The 16,676-nt window shown below is 73.2% G+C and carries 18 protein-coding genes and 2 tRNA genes; 11 read left to right on the forward strand and 9 right to left on the reverse strand.

Annotated features, from left to right (window positions below):
* The first annotated feature begins 177 nt into the window (after positions 1-177).
* The 4 genes from ACZ4U1_RS06635 to ACZ4U1_RS06650 all read left to right on the forward strand — a co-directional run bounded on the left by ACZ4U1_RS06635 (position 178) and on the right by ACZ4U1_RS06650 (position 3,515).
* Entirely contained in the window at positions 178-1,155 is a 978-nt protein-coding gene (locus tag ACZ4U1_RS06635) for a hypothetical protein (RefSeq protein ID WP_467900414.1), read from the forward strand.
* A 229-nt stretch (positions 1,156-1,384) separates the two neighbouring features.
* Positions 1,385-2,164 carry an HAD-IIA family hydrolase gene (locus ACZ4U1_RS06640; RefSeq protein ID WP_467900415.1) on the forward strand — a complete coding sequence of 260 codons (780 nt, stop codon included), beginning with the start codon at positions 1,385-1,387 and terminating at the stop codon, positions 2,162-2,164.
* A gap of 114 nt (positions 2,165-2,278) precedes the next feature.
* Complete coding sequence (locus ACZ4U1_RS06645) at positions 2,279-2,839, forward strand: hypothetical protein (protein ID WP_467900418.1); 561 nt, start codon at positions 2,279-2,281, stop codon at positions 2,837-2,839.
* 7 nt (positions 2,840-2,846) lie between these two features.
* Positions 2,847-3,515, forward strand: coding sequence for a class F sortase (locus ACZ4U1_RS06650; protein ID WP_467900420.1), 669 nt, complete (start codon positions 2,847-2,849; stop codon positions 3,513-3,515).
* A 13-nt stretch (positions 3,516-3,528) separates the two neighbouring features.
* On the opposite strand, the gene ACZ4U1_RS06655 is transcribed toward ACZ4U1_RS06650, so the two are convergent.
* Together ACZ4U1_RS06655 and ACZ4U1_RS06660 are read right to left on the reverse strand one after the other, a co-directional pair.
* A complete protein-coding gene (locus ACZ4U1_RS06655) occupies positions 3,529-4,218 on the reverse strand; it encodes a FadR/GntR family transcriptional regulator (RefSeq protein ID WP_467900422.1) in 690 nt (229 codons plus the stop codon).
* A gap of 104 nt (positions 4,219-4,322) precedes the next feature.
* A tRNA-Lys gene (locus tag ACZ4U1_RS06660) sits at positions 4,323-4,396 on the reverse strand.
* Between the two features lie 186 nt (positions 4,397-4,582).
* On the opposite strand from ACZ4U1_RS06660, the gene ACZ4U1_RS06665 reads away from it, so the two are divergent.
* The 6 genes from ACZ4U1_RS06665 (at position 4,583) to ACZ4U1_RS06690 (ending at position 10,594) form a co-directional block, all read left to right on the forward strand.
* Positions 4,583-5,869, forward strand: a complete 1,287-nt coding sequence (locus tag ACZ4U1_RS06665) for a peptidoglycan-binding protein (protein ID WP_467900424.1) — start codon at positions 4,583-4,585, stop codon at positions 5,867-5,869.
* A 72-nt stretch (positions 5,870-5,941) separates the two neighbouring features.
* Entirely contained in the window at positions 5,942-7,078 is a 1,137-nt protein-coding gene (locus ACZ4U1_RS06670) for an SPFH domain-containing protein (RefSeq protein WP_467900426.1), read from the forward strand.
* Positions 7,079-7,190: 112 nt separating this feature from the next.
* Positions 7,191-7,796: a lytic polysaccharide monooxygenase auxiliary activity family 9 protein gene (locus ACZ4U1_RS06675; RefSeq protein ID WP_467900430.1), complete on the forward strand. Its 606-nt coding sequence runs from the start codon at positions 7,191-7,193 to the stop codon at positions 7,794-7,796.
* 120 nt (positions 7,797-7,916) lie between these two features.
* Positions 7,917-8,324 carry a DUF3592 domain-containing protein gene (locus tag ACZ4U1_RS06680; protein ID WP_467900432.1) on the forward strand — a complete coding sequence of 136 codons (408 nt, stop codon included), beginning with the start codon at positions 7,917-7,919 and terminating at the stop codon, positions 8,322-8,324.
* 97 nt (positions 8,325-8,421) lie between these two features.
* Entirely contained in the window at positions 8,422-8,889 is a 468-nt protein-coding gene (locus ACZ4U1_RS06685; RefSeq protein ID WP_467900434.1) for a DUF3592 domain-containing protein, read from the forward strand.
* Between the two features lie 40 nt (positions 8,890-8,929).
* On the forward strand, positions 8,930-10,594 hold the full coding sequence (locus ACZ4U1_RS06690; protein WP_467900436.1) for an AMP-binding protein: 1,665 nt from the start codon (positions 8,930-8,932) through the stop codon (positions 10,592-10,594).
* A 56-nt stretch (positions 10,595-10,650) separates the two neighbouring features.
* Here the strand turns inward: ACZ4U1_RS06690 and ACZ4U1_RS06695 are convergent.
* The 6 genes from ACZ4U1_RS06695 to ehuB form a co-directional block, all read right to left on the reverse strand.
* Positions 10,651-10,724: transfer RNA gene (locus ACZ4U1_RS06695), tRNA-Lys, on the reverse strand.
* 87 nt (positions 10,725-10,811) lie between these two features.
* Complete coding sequence (locus ACZ4U1_RS06700; RefSeq protein ID WP_467900438.1) at positions 10,812-11,564, reverse strand: IclR family transcriptional regulator; 753 nt, start codon at positions 11,562-11,564, stop codon at positions 10,812-10,814.
* A gap of 194 nt (positions 11,565-11,758) precedes the next feature.
* Positions 11,759-12,541 carry an ectoine/hydroxyectoine ABC transporter ATP-binding protein EhuA gene (ehuA, locus tag ACZ4U1_RS06705; RefSeq protein WP_467900440.1) on the reverse strand — a complete coding sequence of 261 codons (783 nt, stop codon included), beginning with the start codon at positions 12,539-12,541 and terminating at the stop codon, positions 11,759-11,761.
* Positions 12,531-13,181 carry an ectoine/hydroxyectoine ABC transporter permease subunit EhuD gene (gene ehuD, locus ACZ4U1_RS06710; protein ID WP_467900442.1) on the reverse strand — a complete coding sequence of 217 codons (651 nt, stop codon included), beginning with the start codon at positions 13,179-13,181 and terminating at the stop codon, positions 12,531-12,533. The genes ehuA and ehuD overlap by 11 nt, the downstream gene beginning before the upstream one ends.
* Complete coding sequence (gene ehuC / locus ACZ4U1_RS06715; protein ID WP_467900444.1) at positions 13,178-13,825, reverse strand: ectoine/hydroxyectoine ABC transporter permease subunit EhuC; 648 nt, start codon at positions 13,823-13,825, stop codon at positions 13,178-13,180. The genes ehuD and ehuC overlap by 4 nt, the downstream gene beginning before the upstream one ends.
* Positions 13,825-14,739, reverse strand: a complete 915-nt coding sequence (gene ehuB / locus ACZ4U1_RS06720; protein ID WP_467900446.1) for an ectoine/hydroxyectoine ABC transporter substrate-binding protein EhuB — start codon at positions 14,737-14,739, stop codon at positions 13,825-13,827. Before ehuB ends, ehuC begins: the two co-directional genes overlap by 1 nt.
* Positions 14,740-14,786: 47 nt before the next feature.
* On the opposite strand from ehuB, the gene ACZ4U1_RS06725 reads away from it, so the two are divergent.
* Positions 14,787-15,281 carry a DUF3830 family protein gene (locus tag ACZ4U1_RS06725; RefSeq protein ID WP_467900448.1) on the forward strand — a complete coding sequence of 165 codons (495 nt, stop codon included), beginning with the start codon at positions 14,787-14,789 and terminating at the stop codon, positions 15,279-15,281.
* Here ACZ4U1_RS06725 and ACZ4U1_RS06730 read toward each other — a convergent pair.
* Positions 15,262-16,668: an amidase gene (locus ACZ4U1_RS06730; RefSeq protein WP_467900450.1), complete on the reverse strand. Its 1,407-nt coding sequence runs from the start codon at positions 16,666-16,668 to the stop codon at positions 15,262-15,264. The two genes, ACZ4U1_RS06725 and ACZ4U1_RS06730, sit on opposite strands and share 20 nt — an antisense overlap.
* Between the last annotated feature and the right edge of the window lie 8 nt (positions 16,669-16,676).

Raw genomic sequence — 16,676 nt, forward strand, 5'->3', positions numbered from 1 at the left:
CCGAAAGGGCGCGGGGAACTGCGCGATCGGCCACCGCGTGCCCGCAGCGGACGTACGGCCGCTAGCACCACGGCGCTGTCGGTCATCGCACCCCGCTCCGCTGATCGAGCGGACCTCGGCCCCGCCCCGGAGCGGTGCCGCTTCTCCTCCCGGCCCGACCGGCATGGTTATGTGTTCATGCGACCGTGCACGTCCCTGTCCCCCCGGCGCACCGCAGCCGTCACCGCAGCCCTCGCCGCCGCCGCTGTCGTCGTCCCCCTCTCGCCCGGCACCGCCTTCGCCGAGGCGATGCCGCCCCCCTCCTGTGTCGGCGCCGACGCGCGGGCCTTCCCGTTGGCCACCCGGATCCGGGGTGGGCCCGGGTCCTACGAGGCCGGTGGCGGGTACGGCACCTGGTACATCGACCTCACCAACACCACCCGCCGGACCTGCGCCGGCATCCACCCGGTCGTGGTGCTCGTCGACGACAAGCGCGCGCTGCGGCCGGACCAGCCCCGGCTGGACTTCTACGACGGCGCCCGGGACCGGCGGGTGGCCTTCGAGAGCACGGACGAGCAGGAACTGGTCGGCGTGCTGGACGGCGCCGGTTTCGGCGGGTTCACCGTGCCGCCCGGGCGGACGGTCAGCGTCCGGGTCCGGCTGGCGCTCCCCTCCGACGCCGTACCCGACCAGGTCACCGCCAACGCGGCCGTCGTGCAGCGGCGGGGCGAGGACGGGGACTGGGTCGGCGAGTCCAACGCGTACCGCTTCTCGATCGGCGAGGAGGGGGACGAGGACACGCAGGAGACCGTGCAGGAGGACGAGCGTGTCCAGGAGGCCGAGGGCCTGCCGACCACCCCCTCCAGCAGCGCACCGGCCACCGACGCCGCCACCGACGCCACGGACACCGCCGACGCCACCAACGGCACGGACGGCACGGACGGCACGGACGGCACGGAGGACACGGAGGACCCCTACGACTCCTACGACTCCTATGACCCGGACGACCCTGACTCCTCCCTGACCCTCGCCCAAGAGGCGCGGGAGGTCGGAGAACACGCGCGCGAGCTGGCCCGCACCGGGCCCGGCGGCCTCGCCCACGGCCTCCTCGCGGCCGTCGCCGCCCTCGGCTGCCTGGCCGCCGGCGCCTACCTCCTGGCGCGCAACCGCCACTGACCGCCTACGACAAGAAGGAGCACGCCGGCGTCATCGTGGAGCACCCCGCGTCGTACGTCGAGGACTGGAAGTGCGCCACCGGCAGCTGACCGGGGATACCAGCTGACCGGGGATACCAGGTGATCGGCGGGGTCAGGAACGGCCGGTCCTGACTAGGCTGGGGGCGTCGGTACGCCGTGGTTCCGGCGCCCCCGCTTCCCGACCGTACGTACGCCAGGAGACGCACAGCATGGCAGACCGCAAGCCCATCGAGTCATGGCTCACCGACATGGACGGCGTCCTGATCCACGAGGGCGTCCCGATCCCCGGCGCCGACGCCTTCCTGAAGAAGCTGCGCGAGTCGGGCCGGCCCTTCCTGGTGCTCACCAACAACTCCATCTACACCGCCCGTGACCTGCACGCCCGGCTGCGCCGGATGGGCCTGGACGTGCCGGTGGAGAACATCTGGACCTCGGCCCTGGCCACCGCCCAGTTCCTGGACGACCAGCGGCCCGGCGGCACCGCCTATGTCATCGGCGAGGCGGGTCTGACCACCGCGCTGCACGACATCGGCTACATCCTCACCGACCACGACCCCGACTTCGTGATCCTCGGCGAGACCCGCACCTACTCCTTCGAGGCCCTGACCAAGGCCGTCCGGCTGATCAACAACGGCGCCCGGTTCATCGCCACCAACCCCGACAACGTCGGCCCGTCCATTGAGGGCGACCTGCCCGCCACCGGCTCGGTCGCCGCCCTGATCACCGCCGCGACCGGCAAGAAGCCGTACTTCGTCGGCAAGCCCAACCCGCTGATGATGCGGGCCGGGCTGAACGCGATCGGAGCCCACTCCGAGACCTCCGCGATGATCGGCGACCGCATGGACACCGATGTGCTCGCGGGCCTGGAGGCCGGGATGCGTACGTTCCTGGTACTCAGCGGCGTGACCCAGCCGGACGACGTGGACCGTTACCCCTTCCGCCCGTCCCAGGTGGTCGACTCCATCGCGGACCTGGTCGACCTGGTCTGAGCGGGGAACGGGTCCCGCCGAAACCCGGCCTCACCCGTTCGGAGCAACAACGCGCCTCCCGAGGATGCGGGGGCGCCCGGGGCGGGGGAGCCTCCAGATAACTGGAGGTTCACGATGGGCTCACTACGCCTCACTCTCTGCACCGGAATCCTCGCCGTCGCCGCCGGCGCCGCGGGCGCCCCGGCGGCCCACGCGGCGGACGGCGGCGCGGTCACCGTGACCCCCGCCACCCCGGCGCCGGGCGACGACATCACCCTGCAGGTCAGCGGCTGCACCGGCGCGCAGGGCACCGCCGCCTCGGCCGCCTTCGTCGCCGACGCCCAGCTGACCGGCGCCCAGGGCAGCCTGACCGGCGAGACCCGGGTCCGCTCCGCCCTCGCGCCCGGCGCCTACACGGTGAAGATCAGCTGCGCCGGCTCCGTGCGCACCGGCAGCATCACGGTCACGGAGGCGGGCGGCGCCGGCCGGCCCGCAGAGCCCATGGAGCCGCCCGCCGACGCCGCCTCGCCCATCGCCCCCGTCCCGGCGGGCGGCGGCGGCACCGCGCACTTCGCCACGGTGGCCACCAGCGGCTCCGCTCCCGACACCGGGCAGGCGGTGACCGGCCTCGCCCTCGCCGGGGTCGCCGCGGCCGCCGTCGGGCTGCGCGCCCGCCGGAGCCGCGGCCCCCGCTGAACCCGCCATGTCCGACGAGGGGCGCACCACCGGCACCGGTCGGCTCGTCACCTGCCTGGCCTGGGCGCTGCTGCTGTTCGGGCTGTGGCTGTGGGGCCGTGGCGTGACCGGCGTACCGGAGGGCCCGGGCGGCCCGGCCACCGGCGACGTCTTCGCCCTGGGCCGGGACGCCGGCCCCCTCCGGCTGCCGAGCCCGGCGAAACCCCTGGCCGCCGCGGTCCCCCAGCGCGTCGACATCCCCCGGCTGGGCGTCCAGGCCCCGGTGGTGGCCCGCGGCCTGGACGCCCGCGGCGCGGTCGACCCGCCGCCCTACGACCAGCCGGGCGTGGTCGGCTGGTACGGCGCCGGTCCCAAGCCGGGCGCCGCCGGGGCGGCCCTGCTGGTGGGCCATGTCGACACCGAGACCCGGCCCGCCGTCTTCTACCGGCTCAGCACCGTCAAGCCCGGCGAGACGGTCCGGGTCTTCCGCGCGGACGGAAAGGTCGCCGAGTTCACCGTCGACGACGTCCGTGTGCTGCCCCGCGACGGCTTCGACGCCCGGCAGGCCTACGGCCCGCACCGACCCGGCCGCGCCGAGCTGCGCCTGATCACCTGCGGCGGCTCCTTCGACCGCGCCAGCCGCAGCTACACGGCGAACGTCGTGGTCTCCGCCTACCTCACCGGGACGCGCGGCTGAGGGCCCGCGCGGCTCACCGGTTGGTCACGGCCGCCGGGGAGAGCCGGGTGCGCAGATTGCCGAAGTGGTCTCGTATGGCCCGCTCGGCCCGCAGGGAGTCGCCGGAGCGCACCGCGTCCAGGATCTCCCGGTGCTGGCGGCAGGTGACCCGGGGATCCTGCGGGACCTCCACCAGGTCCTGCTGCACCCGGTGGAAGGCGTCCCAGAACGCCTCCAGCACCTCGCTCAGCAGCACGTTGTCCAGTCCCCGGTAGAGGGTGGCGTGAAAGGCGCGGTCGGTCCCGGCGAGCCCGGTGCCCTCGGCGGCCTCCCGTTCCATGCGCTCCACGAGCGCCTCCAGCTCCACCAGGTCCGCCTCCGGCAGCCGCCCGGCCAGCCGCGACACCAGCCCGGTCTCCACGGCCTCGCGCAGCTCCAGCAACTGCAGCAGGGAGTCCTCGCCGCGGTAGTGGCCGGCGACGGTCCGGAAGGCCAGCCCCTCGATCATCGGCGCGAACGACATCGAGCCGACGTACGTCCCGAACCCGTGCCGGATCTCCACGATCCCCATCGCCTGGAGCGCCTTCAGGGCCTCCCGCACCGAGTTCCGGCTCGCTCCGAGGAGCCGCATCAGCTCCGGCTCGGTGGGCAGCGGGGCACCCGAGGGCAGCCGCTGGTCCACGATCAGCTTCTTGATCCGCTCCTGAAGGTCCCGGGCTGCCATGGCGAGAGGGTATCCGGCCATTCGGGCGGAGGGCATAGGAGCGGGGGCATGCGAGCGGGGGCATGCGAAAGGCCCCTCGCTCTCGCGAGGGGCCTTCCGGTCGGTGCGCCGCCAGGGACTCGAACCCCGGACCCGCTGATTAAGAGTCAGCTGCTCTAACCAACTGAGCTAGCGGCGCCTGCTGACAGAGAAAACTCTACCCGACCTCCCAGGGTGCTCCTGACCACCGGCAGGTGGCGGGGGAGGCCTCCGGAGGGCGGCGTACATCATTCGGACCGTCAAAATGCGCGTTCTGTGCACAGTTGGGAAACTGATCAACGTGCACACTCGCGGACAAACCACCCCCGAATGTGAGGCAGATCGCATGACCGCTCCCGTGTTCGAGGACGTCGACCCGGCGAGCGACTGCGACTGTCCAGGCTGCGTCCACGAACGGCGGCCGGCCCCCCGCCCGCTGTCCGGCCGCGGCCGGCCGGCGGCCCGCGGAGTGGTGGTCGTGGCCGCCGCGTCCGCCGCCCTCGCCACGGTCCCGCCGGCCGCCGCCCTCACCCCCGGCCACTCCCCGCACCGCCAGGCCGTGCCCGGCGACGGCACACCCGACACCCCGCAGGGCGCCAAGGCCCCCCTGCACGGACCGGCGGCCAGACCCGGCGGGTCCGCCACCGTCCCGATCCCCGCCACCACCCGCACCAAGATCATCAACCGGGCCAAGGTCTGGGTGGCCGCCCAGGTGCCGTACAGCATGTACGCCTTCTGGTCCGACGGTTACCGGCAGGACTGCTCGGGCTATGTCTCGATGGCCTGGGGCCTGCCGAACAACGAGTGGACCGGCAGCCTCGGCCAGTTCGGGGTGAAGATCACCAAGGAGGAGCTGCAGCCCGGCGACATCCTGCTGTACCACAACCCCGACAACCCCGAGAAGGGTTCCCACGTCGTGATCTTCGGCGGCTGGACGGACTACACGCACACCTACTACACGGCCTACGAGCAGACACCCCCGCACACCCGCCGCCAGGCCACCCCCTACCCGTACTGGAGCCACGCCGACAAGTACGTCCCCTACCGCTACAAGGGCGTGACCAAGGCCGCGGCCGCCGCCCAGCCGGCGGCCGGCGGGAAGTCGGCGGCGGCCTACCCGGGCGCGGCCTACTTCGGTCCCGGCGCCGACAACAAGTACGTCACCCTGCTCGGCGAGATGCTGATCGCCAGGGGCGCGCGGGGCTACTACGCCACGGGCCCGGGCCCGGTCTGGGGCGAGGCCGACCGGCGCGCCACCCGGGCGTTCCAGCTGGCCCAGGGCTGGACGGGCGCCGACGCCGACGGGATCCCCGGCCGGCGCACCTGGCAGCTGCTGAGCACGGGCCGGGGCAAGGACATCGGACCCGGGGCCGGCGGACCCGCCTCGCACGGGGTGCCCGGCTACCCCGGCCGGCAGTACTTCCGCCCGGGCGCGACCAACGACCACATCACGCGGCTCGGCGCCCAGCTGGTGAAGAAGGGGTTCGGCCGGTTCTACACCCTCGGTCCGGGCCCGCACTGGGGCGAGTCGGACCGGCGTGCCGTCGAGGCCTTCCAGCGCGCCCAGGGCTGGCGGGGCGGCGCGGCCGACGGCTACCCGGGGCCGGAGACCTGGCGCCGCCTGTTCGCCTGACCGGGCCGGACCCGCCTGCTTCCCATTCCACCCCCTGTTCATGACGCGTCTGGCGCGGAGGCTGGAGCACGCATGAGTACGACCACATCCCACACGCCGCCCGGGTCCGAGGGGCAGTCGGACGGCGCGGGCGTCGGCCCCGGCACCCGGCCGGCCCGCCTGATCCAGAACGAGGCGACCACCGAGATCCCCGTCCACCTGCTCTTCCGGGACGATCCCGACCCGGTGAAGGTGCCGCTCCGGCCGGCCGTGGTGGCCCGCCGGCAGGGCACCGGCGAGCACCCCCGGCCGCGCCGCCCGGTACCGGTGCGCCGGCGGCCGCTGCCGGAGGTCGACGCGGGGCTGGCGGAGCGGCCGGCACGGGTGCTGCCCGGCGCGGCCGGGGTGCTCGCCGGGGCCTGCGGGGTCACCGGCTGTCTGGCCACCACCTGGTGGGCGGGGCTGCTGCCGCCGCTCGCCGCGGAGGCGCTGCGGCTGCCGGCGTACGCGGGCGCCGGTCTCGGTCCCGCGCAGTGGGCCGCGTACGCCGGGGCCGGGATGCTCGGGGTGCTGGGCTTCGGCGGGCTGGCCCGGGGCAGGACCGGGCGGGCCTGGGTGCTCGGGCTGTTCGGGCGGTACCGGGGGACGGTCCGGCGTACCGGGCTGCTGTGGGTGAACCCGCTGGTGCTGCGCCGCCGGGTGGATGTGCGGCTGCGGCACTGGCGCAGCGAGGCGATGCCGGCGACGGACCCCGACGGGGTGGCGCTGCGGGTGGTGGTGCTGGTGGTGTGGCGGGTGCGGGACACCGCGCGGGCGCTGCTCGGCATCGACGACCACGAGACGTACCTGCGCGAGTGCGTGGAGGCGGCGCTGGCCCGGGTGCCGGTGGAGCCGGCGGGCGGGACGCGGGGCGGGACGACGGCGGCGGGGGACGCGCTGACCCGGCTGGTGGCGCAGGAGACCGCGCCGGTCGGTGTGGAGGTGTTCTCGGTGCAGCCGGTCCGGGTTGACTACGCCCCCGAGGTGGCCGCCGCGATGCACCGGCGCCGGATCGCCGCGCTGGACGCCCGGCAGCGGGCCTCCATGCTCAGCTCGGTGGTGGACTCGGTGGAGGACACGGTGACCCGGCTGACCACGCGCGGGCTGGTCGAACTGGACGACTACGACCGCAAGGTGCTGGTCCGTGACCTGACGGTGGCGTTCTGCTCGGGGCGCGGGGAGCCGGTCTAGCGCACTCGGCGATTGGTATGGACATGTTCAACTACCGGCAATAATCTGAGACTTGGTCTAGACCTACTCTGCACGGCTCACCGAACTCCCCACGTTCCCCAGGAGCGGCAGTATGCGCACCAAGACCAAGTTGTCCGCGGTCGTGCTGGGCGCGGTGACCGCCGGAGCGTTCGCGCTCTCCACCGGCGGCGCCAGCGGGCACGGCTACACCGACCTCCCCATCAGCAGGCAGAAGCTCTGCCAGAACGGCACCGTCTCCAACTGCGGCTCGATCCAGTGGGAGCCGCAGAGCGTCGAGGGTCCCAAGGGCTTCCCGGCCGCCGGACCCGCCGACGGGCAGATATGCAACGCGGGCCTGAGCCAGTTCGCCCAGCTCAGCGCGCCGAAGACGCCGTCCGGCGCGGCCTGGCCCACCACGAAGGTGACGGGCGGCCAGTCGTACACCTTCCGCTGGCAGTTCACCGCCATGCACGCCACGACCGACTTCAGGTACTACGTCACCAAGCCGGGCTGGAACCAGAATCACAACCTCTCCCGCTCGGACCTCAACCTCACCCCGTTCCTGACGGTGCCGTACAACGGGCAGCGCCCGCCGGCCACCCTCAGCCACAGCGGCACCCTGCCGGCCGGTCTGAGCGGACACCACGTCATCCTCGCGGTGTGGACGATCGCCGACACGGGCAACGCGTTCTACGCCTGCTCCGACGTCACCTTCTGATCCCCCTTCGGGTAAGGTCCGCGTGCGCCGCGGCCCCGCACTCCGGCCCCGGCGCACGCGAGTCCTCACCATCGACGTACGGGGGTACGGGCACCTGTGGACGCCCTGTTCAACATATCCATGGCGGGTCTGCTCGGGTTCATGGTCTTCGCCGCCGTGGCACTCGTCCGCCGGACCCGGCAGCGGCGCTCGGCCTGGGAGAGCGGACTGACCGCGCAGGCGCGGGTCGTGCGCGCCTGGGCCACCGCTCAGGTGGTCAACAACGCCGCCCGGCGGGTGCAGTGGCACGAGTACGACTTCACCACGCACGACGGCCGGGCCGTGCGCTTCAAGGAGGCCGGCGGTCCGGCCGAGAGGGGCGCCGGCGACGTCGTCCGCGTGTACTACGCCCCGCAGGAGCCCGAACGGGCCACCGCCACCGAGCCGCAGCCCGGCAAGGACACGGCGGGCATGGTGGTCTGGCTGCTGGTGCTCGGCGCCTGCGCGGTCTTCACGGTGCGCGAGTGGATCGCATTGTCCCGGTTCTGATACTGAGCTTCCCTTGAGGCGGGCCGCCTCGCGCGGCGGGTACGTTCCTCGCACGCCGGCCGAGCGGGAACGGCGTACCTGACCTCGGGGGGACCTCATGCTCGAGTTGTTCTTCTACCTTGTGCCCGGACTGATGCTCGCGGGCTTCGCCTATGCCGCGTACCTGCTGGTCCGGCGTGCCCGGCGGATCGGCAGGACGTGGGCGCACGGCCTGACCGCCGAGGCCCGCTGCCTCAGGATGTTCACGACGACCAGCGGGGGCGGCGGGGACACCTCCGTGCACACGACCGTGCACCACGTCTACGAGTTCACCACGCACGAGGGCCGCACGGTCCGCTTCGAGGAGGAGAACGGCCCCGCGACCGTCCTGGAGGGCGACTTCGTGACCGTCCGCTACCTCCCGGAGTTCCCCCAGCGGGCCACCGCGCTGCCCCCGAGGCCCGGCAGGCTCGTCGCCGGCACCGGTTGCGGGCTCGTCCTCCTCGGCGTGGCCGGCGCCTTCTGCATCGGCTTCATGGCGGTGGCCCACATGATGTTCGCCGAGTCGGGCGGCCTGATGCCGTAGCCCTCCACATCTGACGGTATGTCAGTTACCGTGCCTCGCCATGGAGTCCACGACGGTCGCCGCGCTCGTCGCGGCGCGCTGGGGTGACCACCGGCCGGGGCTGTGGTGCGAGGACCGGGTGCTGACCCACCACGAGACGGCCGCCGGCGCCGCCGCCCGCGCCGCGCTCCTGGCCGACCTGCTCCCGCCCGGCGCCGTACCGCACGTCGGGGTGCTGCTCGACAACACCGAGGAGTTCCCGCTCTGGCTCGGCGCCGCGGCCCTCGCCGGAGCGGCCGTCGCCGGGCTCAACCCCACCCGGCGCGGCCCCGAGCTGGCCCGGGACATCCGGCACACCGAGTGCCCGGTCCTGGTCACCGAGCGGGCCCACCTGCCGCTGCTGGCCGGGCTCGACCTGCCGGGGGTACGGCTCCTCGTCACGGACACCCCGGAGTACGGCGCGCTGCTGGCGCCCTACGCCGGCGCCGTGCCCGACCCGTCCCGGGCCACCCCGGCCGACCGGCTGCTGCTGTACTTCACCTCCGGCTCCACCGGCGCCCCCAAGGCGGCCCTGTGCTCCCAGGGCCGGCTGGCGGCGGCCGGGCAGGCCCTGGTCCGGCAGTTCGGGGTCCGCGCGGACGACGTGCACTACGTCTGCATGCCGATGTTCCACGGCAACGCAGTCATCGCGGACTGGGCGCCCGCGCTGGCCGCCGGTGCCGGCGTGGCCCTGCGCCGGCGCTTCTCGGCCTCCGGTTTCCTGCCGGACGTACGCCGCTACCGCGCGACCTACTTCACCTACGTCGGCCGGGCGATCCAGTACCTCCTCGCCACCGAACCGCGCCCCGACGACCGGGACCACCGACTCCGGCTCGGCTTCGGGACGGAGGCGGGCGCGGTGGACGCGGCGGCCTTCGAGCGGCGCTTCGGGGTACGGCTGGTGGAGGGGTACGGCTCCTCCGAGGGCGGCGCGGCGATCCAGTGGGCGCCCGGGACCCCGGCGGGCGCGGTGGGTCCGGCCGGGCCCGGCCTGGTGGTGCTGGACCCGGCCACCGGGCGGGAGTGCCCGCCGGCCGTCTTCGACGGCGCCGGGCGGCTGCTCAACGCGGAGGAGGCGATCGGCGAGCTGGTCAACCGGGGCCCGAACCCCTTCGAGGGCTACTGGCGCAACCCGGCCGCCGAGGCCGAGCGGCGCCGCGCGGGGGCGTACTGGACGGGCGACCTCTTCTGCCGGGACGCCGACGGCTATCTGTACTTCGCGGGCCGGACCGGCGACCGGATCCGCGTCGACGGGGAGAACCTCGCCGCCGCGATGATCGAGAACATCGTGGCCCGGTACCCGGGCGCGGACGCCGTCGCCGTGTACGGCGTGCCGGACCCGGTCACCGGGGACCAGGTGATGGCCACCCTCGCCGGCAGCTTCGACCCGGCGGCCTTCGCGGCGTTCCTGCGGGCCCAGCCGGACCTCGGCACGAAGATGGCACCGCGGTTCGTGCGGGTGGTGGAGCGGATGCCGGTGACGGCGACGAACAAGATCGAGCGGGCCCGGCTGCGGCGGGAGGGGTACGTGTGCGCCGACCCGGTGTGGTGGCGGCCGCCGGGGGAGGAGTCGTACCGGCGGCTGACCGCGGAAGACGTCGAAGGGCCCCTCGCTTCCGCGAAGGGCCCCTCCGCGGGGGGTGTGGGTGGCGGAGCCCCCACCACGCGCGGCGAAGCCGCGCAATAACAGAGATGGCGAGCCAGGTCCGCGCTTTTTGCGGACGTGGCTCGCCATCGTCATCGTGCGCCGCCAGGGACTCGAACCCCGGACCCGCTGATTAAGAGTCAGCTGCTCTAACCAACTGAGCTAGCGGCGCATGACTCCCGCCTGCCTCGGTTGCCCGTGGCCGGCGACGAAGAAAATACTACCCGGTCCCGAGGGGTGCTCGTGACCACCGCCTGATCTAGATCGTCAGCGAGAGGACCACCGGGGCCGCGCTCCGGTTCAGCGTCTCCGCCGCCCGCTTCAGCCGGTGCGCGTGCTCCACCGGGAGCGAGAGGGCCAGGCAGCCCACCGAGGAACCCGCGGTCAGCGGTACGGCCGCGCAGACCGTGCCGACCGCGTACTCCTGGAGGTCCAGCACCGGCACCGTCGCCGGCTGCGACTCCAGCCGGGACAGCAGCAGCTTGTCGCTGGTGATGGTCCGCGAGGTGAGGCGGGCCATCTTGTACCGGGAGAGGTGGTCGCGGCGGGCGTTGTGATCCAGCTGGGTCAGCAGGCTCTTGCCGACGGCGGTGGCGTGGGCGGAGCAGCGGAAGTCCACCCACTCGTTGACCGCCGGGGTGGTCGGCCCGGCGGCGTACTGGGTGACCCGGACCTCGCCGTCGAGATACCGGCTGAGGTAGACCGCCGCGCCGACCGAGTCGCGCAGCCGGTCCAGGGTGTGCTGGAGCTTGTCCCGCAGGGCCCGCTCCCGGTCGTGCGCCGAGGTGAGCCGGCGCAGGGTGTCGCCGGTGACGTACGCACCGTCGGTGACCTGCTCGACGTAGCCCTCGCGGCGCAGCATCCGCAGCAGGGCGGTGAGCCGCTCGGCGCCGAGGCCGGTGCGGCGGGCCAGCTCGGTGTCGGTGACGCCGGCGGAGTGCCGGGCCACGGTCTCCAGTACGCGCAGCGCGTCCTGGGCGGAGTGGTACGGGGCGGTCGGCTCGATCCTCATGTCGGTCCCCTCGGCCACGATCCGGGTCGGCGGATCGTTACCACGATAGCCGTCAAAGGCTGCACGGTGAGAGGGTGTTGGCGAGATTGCGCCCGTGCGCCCCGGCCCCCAACTGCGGTGCTGATCCGCTGGCATATGCCAGGGTCATGCCCCAGTGAGCGGACCTCGGCTCTTTCCGCCCGCACCCCCCGCCCTCACAGGACCGCGCTGATGAACTCCCGGGTGCGCTCCTGCTCCGGGTCGCCGAAGATCTTCTCCGGCGGGCCGGCCTCGATGACCCGGCCCCCGTCGAACATCAGCACCTGATCGGAGATGTCCCGGGCGAAACCCATCTCGTGGGTCACGCACAGCATCGTGATGTCGGTGCTGCGCGCGATGTCCCTGAGCAGGTCGAGCACGCCCGCGACCAGCTCCGGGTCGAGCGCGGAGGTCACCTCGTCCAGCAGCAGCACCTGGGGCCGCATCGCCAGCGCCCGGGCGATCGCCACCCGCTGCTGCTGGCCGCCGGAGAGCCGGGTCGGCTTCGCGTCGCACTTGTCGGCCAGGCCCACCAGGTCCAGCAGCTCCCGGGCCCGCGCCTCGGCCTCATCCTTCGACAGGCCGAGCACCCGGACCGGCGCCTCGGTGAGGTTGCGCAGCACCGACATGTTCGGGAACAGGTTGAACTGCTGGAAGACCATCCCGATCTTCTTGCGGACCTCCCGGACCTGCCGCTCGGGCGCCGGGAACAGCCGCTGCCCGTCGACGGTGATCGTGCCCGCGTCCGGCTTGGCGAGGGTCATCAGCAGTCTGAGGATCGTGGTCTTGCCGGAGCCGGAGGGCCCGATCAGGGTGACGTGCCGGCCCGCGTCCACGGACAGGTCGAGGCCGTCGAGGACGGTGTTGTCCCCGAACCGCTTGGTCACCCCCTCGATGCGGATCAGCTCGGTCGGCGGGGTGCCGGTCAGGGCCGGCTGCTTGCTGGTCTCAACGGACAAGGCGTCGCTCCAGGGTGCGCAGACAAACGGAGGCCAGGTACGAGACGACGACGAAGGCGACCCCGATCACCGTCAGGGGCTCGGTGAACTGGAAGTGCTGCTGGGAGACGAGCCGCGCCCGGCCCAGCATCTCCAGCACGCCGATCGTCATCAGCATCGGCGTGTCCTTCAGCATCGCGATGACGTAGTTGCCGAGCGGCGGCACCACCCGGCGGACCGCCTGCGGCAGGATCACCGCCGTCCAGGTGCGCCGCACCGGCAGGCTGAGCGCGGTCGCGGCCTCCCACTGGCCGGCCGGCACCGCCTCGATACCGGCCCGGTAGACCTGCATCGTGTACGTCGAGTAGTGCAGCCCGAGCCCGAGGACGCCGGTGGTCAGCGGGGACAGGGTCACGCCCGCCTCGGGCAGCACGTAGAACAGGAAGAACAGCTGCACCAGCAGCGGGGTGTCCCGCACGAACTCCGTGAAGACCCCCACCGGCCAGCGCACCCACCGGGTCGGCGTGCGCGTCAGCAGGGTCCACACCAGGCCCAGCGCGAACGCGATCAGCGACCCCAGGGCCAGCGCCTCCAGGGTGACCAGCAGGCCCTTCCAGAAGTAGGGCATGAAGTCGGAGACGGCTCCCCAGTCCCAGTTCATCGGGCCACCTCCGCCTTCAGCCGGCGCTCCAGCACCCGCATCCCGCGGGTGAGCAGGAACGCGATCACGAAGTAGATCAGCAGCAGGTAGGCGTAGATCTGGCCGCTCTGCTGGAGGGCCAGGCGGACCAGGTTGCCGCTGAACGCCAGGTCGCCCATGCCCGTGATCGACACCAGCGCGGTGCCCTTGAGCAGCTCGACCAGCAGGTTGGAGAAGGACGGGATCATCTCCGGCACCGCCTGCGGCAGCAGGATCAGCCGCAGCCGCTGCCAGGCCGAGAAGCCGAGCGCGATCCCGCCCTCCCGCTGGGCCGGGTCCACCGCCGCGAGGGCACCGCGCACGATCTCCGAGCCGTACGCGCCGTAGGTGAGGCCCAGCGCGAGCGTGCCCGCCCACATCGGCACCAGCTGCCAGCCGAAGGCGACCGGCAGCACGAAGAACACCCAGAAGATCATCACCAGCGCCGAGATGCCGCGGAACACCTCGGTGTAGCAGGCCGCGAGGAAGCGGACGAGCCGCGAGCGGTGGGTGCGCGCGGCGCCGACGACGAAGGAGACCAGGGCGGTGAGCAGCGCGCTGTACACCAGCAGCTGGAGTGTGGTGCCTATGCCCTGGAGGACGAGTTCCCAGAGTCCCCGAGTCATCAGCCGCACAGCTCCTTCGCGGTCAGGGTCGTCATCTCCGCCTTGGTGAAGCCGAAGGGCCGCACGATCCGGTACAGCTCGCCGCTGCGGCGCAGCTTGTGCAGCTCGGCGTTGAAGGCGTCCCGCAGGCGGGTCTCGGTCGGCCGGAACGCGAACGCCCCGCCGTCCGCCTTCGGCTTGCCGTCGACGAGCGCGACGAACGGCTCGGTCGACTCGGCCCTGGCGGAGCCCCGGGCGACGAGCCGGGCGGTGACCGCCGTCGCCGCGAACAGGTCGACCCGCCCGGACTCCACCGCGTTCAGCCCCGCGACCTGGTCCGGGACGATGACGAGGTCGTTCTCCTTGTAGCCCGCCTCCACGGCGTGCTGGATCTGCGCGTACCCGGTGCCGGTGGCCACCTTGGCGTGCCGGCGCAGCGCGTCCGCGTAGGTGCGCAGCCCCAGCGGGTTGCCCTTGCGGACGATGAAGGCGTCCGGCATCTGGTAGTCGGGATCGGCGAAGATCACCTGCTCGCAGCGGTCCGGAGTGACGTACATGCCCGCGGCCACCACGTCGAACTGCTGGGACTTCAGCCCGGGTATCAGCGAGCCGAACTCGGTCGGCACCGGCTGCACCCGGTCCACCCCGAGCCGCTTGAAGATCGCCTTCGCCAGCTCGGGCGCCTCCCCGGTGAGCTTCCCGTCCCGGTCGATGTACCCGAAGGGAATCTCCCCGGCGATCCCCAGCCGTACGACACCCAGCGCGCGCAGCCGCTCCAGCAGGTCGCCGCCGTCCTTGCCGGACGCCGACGCCACCCGGGTACAGCCCGCCGCGCCCAGCGCGCCGAACGCGGCGAGGCCCGCCAGCACCGAGCGCCGGGTGTGTCTGTGTTCCGACCGGATCGTGTGTACGTCGTTGCCAAGTGGTGGAGCCATGGCGGCGCGGCTACCCAAGCGCAACCGGGCTATGCACCCTGGTTCTCATGGCCGAACGATTCGTCACCGTCTCGCTGGACCGGCGGGACGTGCACTGCACGGCACGCCTGTTGACCGACCGCGCGCCCCTGACCTGCGCGGCAGTGGAGGAGGCACTGCCGCTCACCGGCGATGTCTTCCACGCCAAGTACGCGCGCAACGAGATCTACGCCCTCTTCCCGCCCTTCGCCTCCACGGAACCCCCACTGGAGAACCCGACGGTCACCCCGATCCCCGGCGACCTCTGTTACTTCTCCTTCGCCGGCACCGAACTGGGCACGCGGGCCTACGGCTACGACCACGAGGTCCGCCCCGGCACCACGGTGGTCGACCTGGCCCTGTTCTACGAGCGCAACAACCTGCTCCTCAACGGCGACGTCGGCTGGGTGCCCGGCATCGTCTGGGGCCAGGTCACCGAGGGCCTCGACCGGATGGCCGAGGCCTGCAACGACCTGTGGCGGACGGGAGCGGCGGGGGAGACGCTCAGTTTCCGGCGGGCCTGACGAGCCCGGACAGGGGGACGCGGGCCTCGTACAGGGCGTGCGCGGCCCGCAGCACCAGATCGTCGCGGTGCCGGGCCGCGACGATCTGCATCCCCACCGGCAGACCCGCCCCGTCCGCCCCCACCGGCACGCTCGCCGCCGGCTGCTGGGTCAGGTTGAAGGGGTACGTGAACGGCGTCCACCCCGTCCAGCGCCGGTGTGCGGAGTGCTCCGGCACCTCCCGGCCCGCCTCGAACGCCGTGATCGGCACCGTGGGCGTCACCAGCAGGTCGTATCGCTCGTGGAAACGCCCCATGCGCTGCCCGAGGTTCATCCGGACGTCCACCGCGGCCAGATAGTCCAGCGCGCTCATCCGGGCGCCCTGGGCGCAGATCTCCCGCAGCCCGGGGTCCAGCAACTGCCGGTGGCGCGGCGGAAGGTTCTGGGTGAGCCGGGCCGCGCCGGTGAACCACAGGGTGTGGAAGGCGTCCACCGGTTCGCTGAAGTCGGGGTCGGTCTCCTCGACGTACGCCCCCAGCTCGGCGAGCGCGGCCACCGCCCGCCGTACCGCCGCGGCCACCGCCGGCTGGACCGCCACCTGCCCGCCCAGCGACGGCGAGTACGCCACCCGCAGCCCCCGCACACCCCCCTTCAGCGCCTCCCGGAAGGAGCCCGGCGCGGGCGGCAGCGCCGACCAGTCCCGCGGGTCGGGCGTGCCGATGACGTCGAGCAGCAGGGCCGCGTCGGCCGCGTCCCGGGTCATCGGGCCCGTGTGCGACAGCGTGCCGAACGGGCTCGCCGGATACACCGGCACCCTGCCGTACGTCGGCTTCAGCCCGAAGATCCCGCAGAACGCGGCCGGGACGCGGATGCTGCCGCCGCCGTCCGTGCCCAGCGACAGCGGGCCCGCGCCGAGCGCGACGGCCGCCGCGCTGCCCCCGCTGGAGCCGCCCGCGGTGCGCGTGGGGTCGTAGGGGTTGCGGGTGATGCCGGTCAGCGGGGAGTCGGTGACGCCCTTCCAGCCGAACTCGGGCGTGGTCGTCTTGCCGAGGAACACCGCGCCGTGCGCGCGCAGCCGGGCCACCGGCGGCGCGTCCTCGTCCCAGTCGCCCCGCTCACCGACGGTCTTCGAGCCGCGCAGGGTGGGGTGGCCGCGCAGCAGCAGGATGTCCTTGACCGTCACCGGCACCCCGTCGACCAGCCCGGCCGGCTCCCCGCGCCGCCAGCGGGCCTCCGACTCCCGGGCCCGGGCCAGCGCGTCCTCCTCGGTGAGCCGTACGAACGCGTTCACTTCCGGCCGGCTCCGCCGCGCCCGCTCCAGCGCCTCCTCGGTCACCTCCACCGGGCTGAACTCGCCCGTCCGGTAGCCGTCGAGGAGCCGGACGGCGGTGAGGTCGGTGAGCTGCATGCACCCTC

The sequence above is a fragment of the Streptomyces sp. NPDC028928 genome, assembly GCF_055564915.1.

Coding starts and splice junctions, on each gene's coding strand:
- ACZ4U1_RS06635 (WP_467900414.1), top strand. CDS start 178: ATGCGACCGTGCACGTCCCTGTCCCCCCGGCGCACCGCAGCCGTCACC.
- ACZ4U1_RS06640 (WP_467900415.1), top strand. CDS start 1,385: ATGGCAGACCGCAAGCCCATCGAGTCATGGCTCACCGACATGGACGGC.
- ACZ4U1_RS06645 (WP_467900418.1), top strand. CDS start 2,279: ATGGGCTCACTACGCCTCACTCTCTGCACCGGAATCCTCGCCGTCGCC.
- ACZ4U1_RS06650 (WP_467900420.1), top strand. CDS start 2,847: ATGTCCGACGAGGGGCGCACCACCGGCACCGGTCGGCTCGTCACCTGC.
- ACZ4U1_RS06655 (WP_467900422.1), bottom strand. CDS start 4,218: ATGGCAGCCCGGGACCTTCAGGAGCGGATCAAGAAGCTGATCGTGGAC.
- ACZ4U1_RS06665 (WP_467900424.1), top strand. CDS start 4,583: ATGACCGCTCCCGTGTTCGAGGACGTCGACCCGGCGAGCGACTGCGAC.
- ACZ4U1_RS06670 (WP_467900426.1), top strand. CDS start 5,942: ATGAGTACGACCACATCCCACACGCCGCCCGGGTCCGAGGGGCAGTCG.
- ACZ4U1_RS06675 (WP_467900430.1), top strand. CDS start 7,191: ATGCGCACCAAGACCAAGTTGTCCGCGGTCGTGCTGGGCGCGGTGACC.
- ACZ4U1_RS06680 (WP_467900432.1), top strand. CDS start 7,917: ATGGCGGGTCTGCTCGGGTTCATGGTCTTCGCCGCCGTGGCACTCGTC.
- ACZ4U1_RS06685 (WP_467900434.1), top strand. CDS start 8,422: ATGCTCGAGTTGTTCTTCTACCTTGTGCCCGGACTGATGCTCGCGGGC.
- ACZ4U1_RS06690 (WP_467900436.1), top strand. CDS start 8,930: ATGGAGTCCACGACGGTCGCCGCGCTCGTCGCGGCGCGCTGGGGTGAC.
- ACZ4U1_RS06700 (WP_467900438.1), bottom strand. CDS start 11,564: ATGAGGATCGAGCCGACCGCCCCGTACCACTCCGCCCAGGACGCGCTG.
- ehuD (WP_467900442.1), bottom strand. CDS start 13,181: ATGAACTGGGACTGGGGAGCCGTCTCCGACTTCATGCCCTACTTCTGG.
- ehuC (WP_467900444.1), bottom strand. CDS start 13,825: ATGACTCGGGGACTCTGGGAACTCGTCCTCCAGGGCATAGGCACCACA.
- ehuB (WP_467900446.1), bottom strand. CDS start 14,739: ATGGCTCCACCACTTGGCAACGACGTACACACGATCCGGTCGGAACAC.
- ACZ4U1_RS06725 (WP_467900448.1), top strand. CDS start 14,787: ATGGCCGAACGATTCGTCACCGTCTCGCTGGACCGGCGGGACGTGCAC.
- ACZ4U1_RS06730 (WP_467900450.1), bottom strand. CDS start 16,668: ATGCAGCTCACCGACCTCACCGCCGTCCGGCTCCTCGACGGCTACCGG.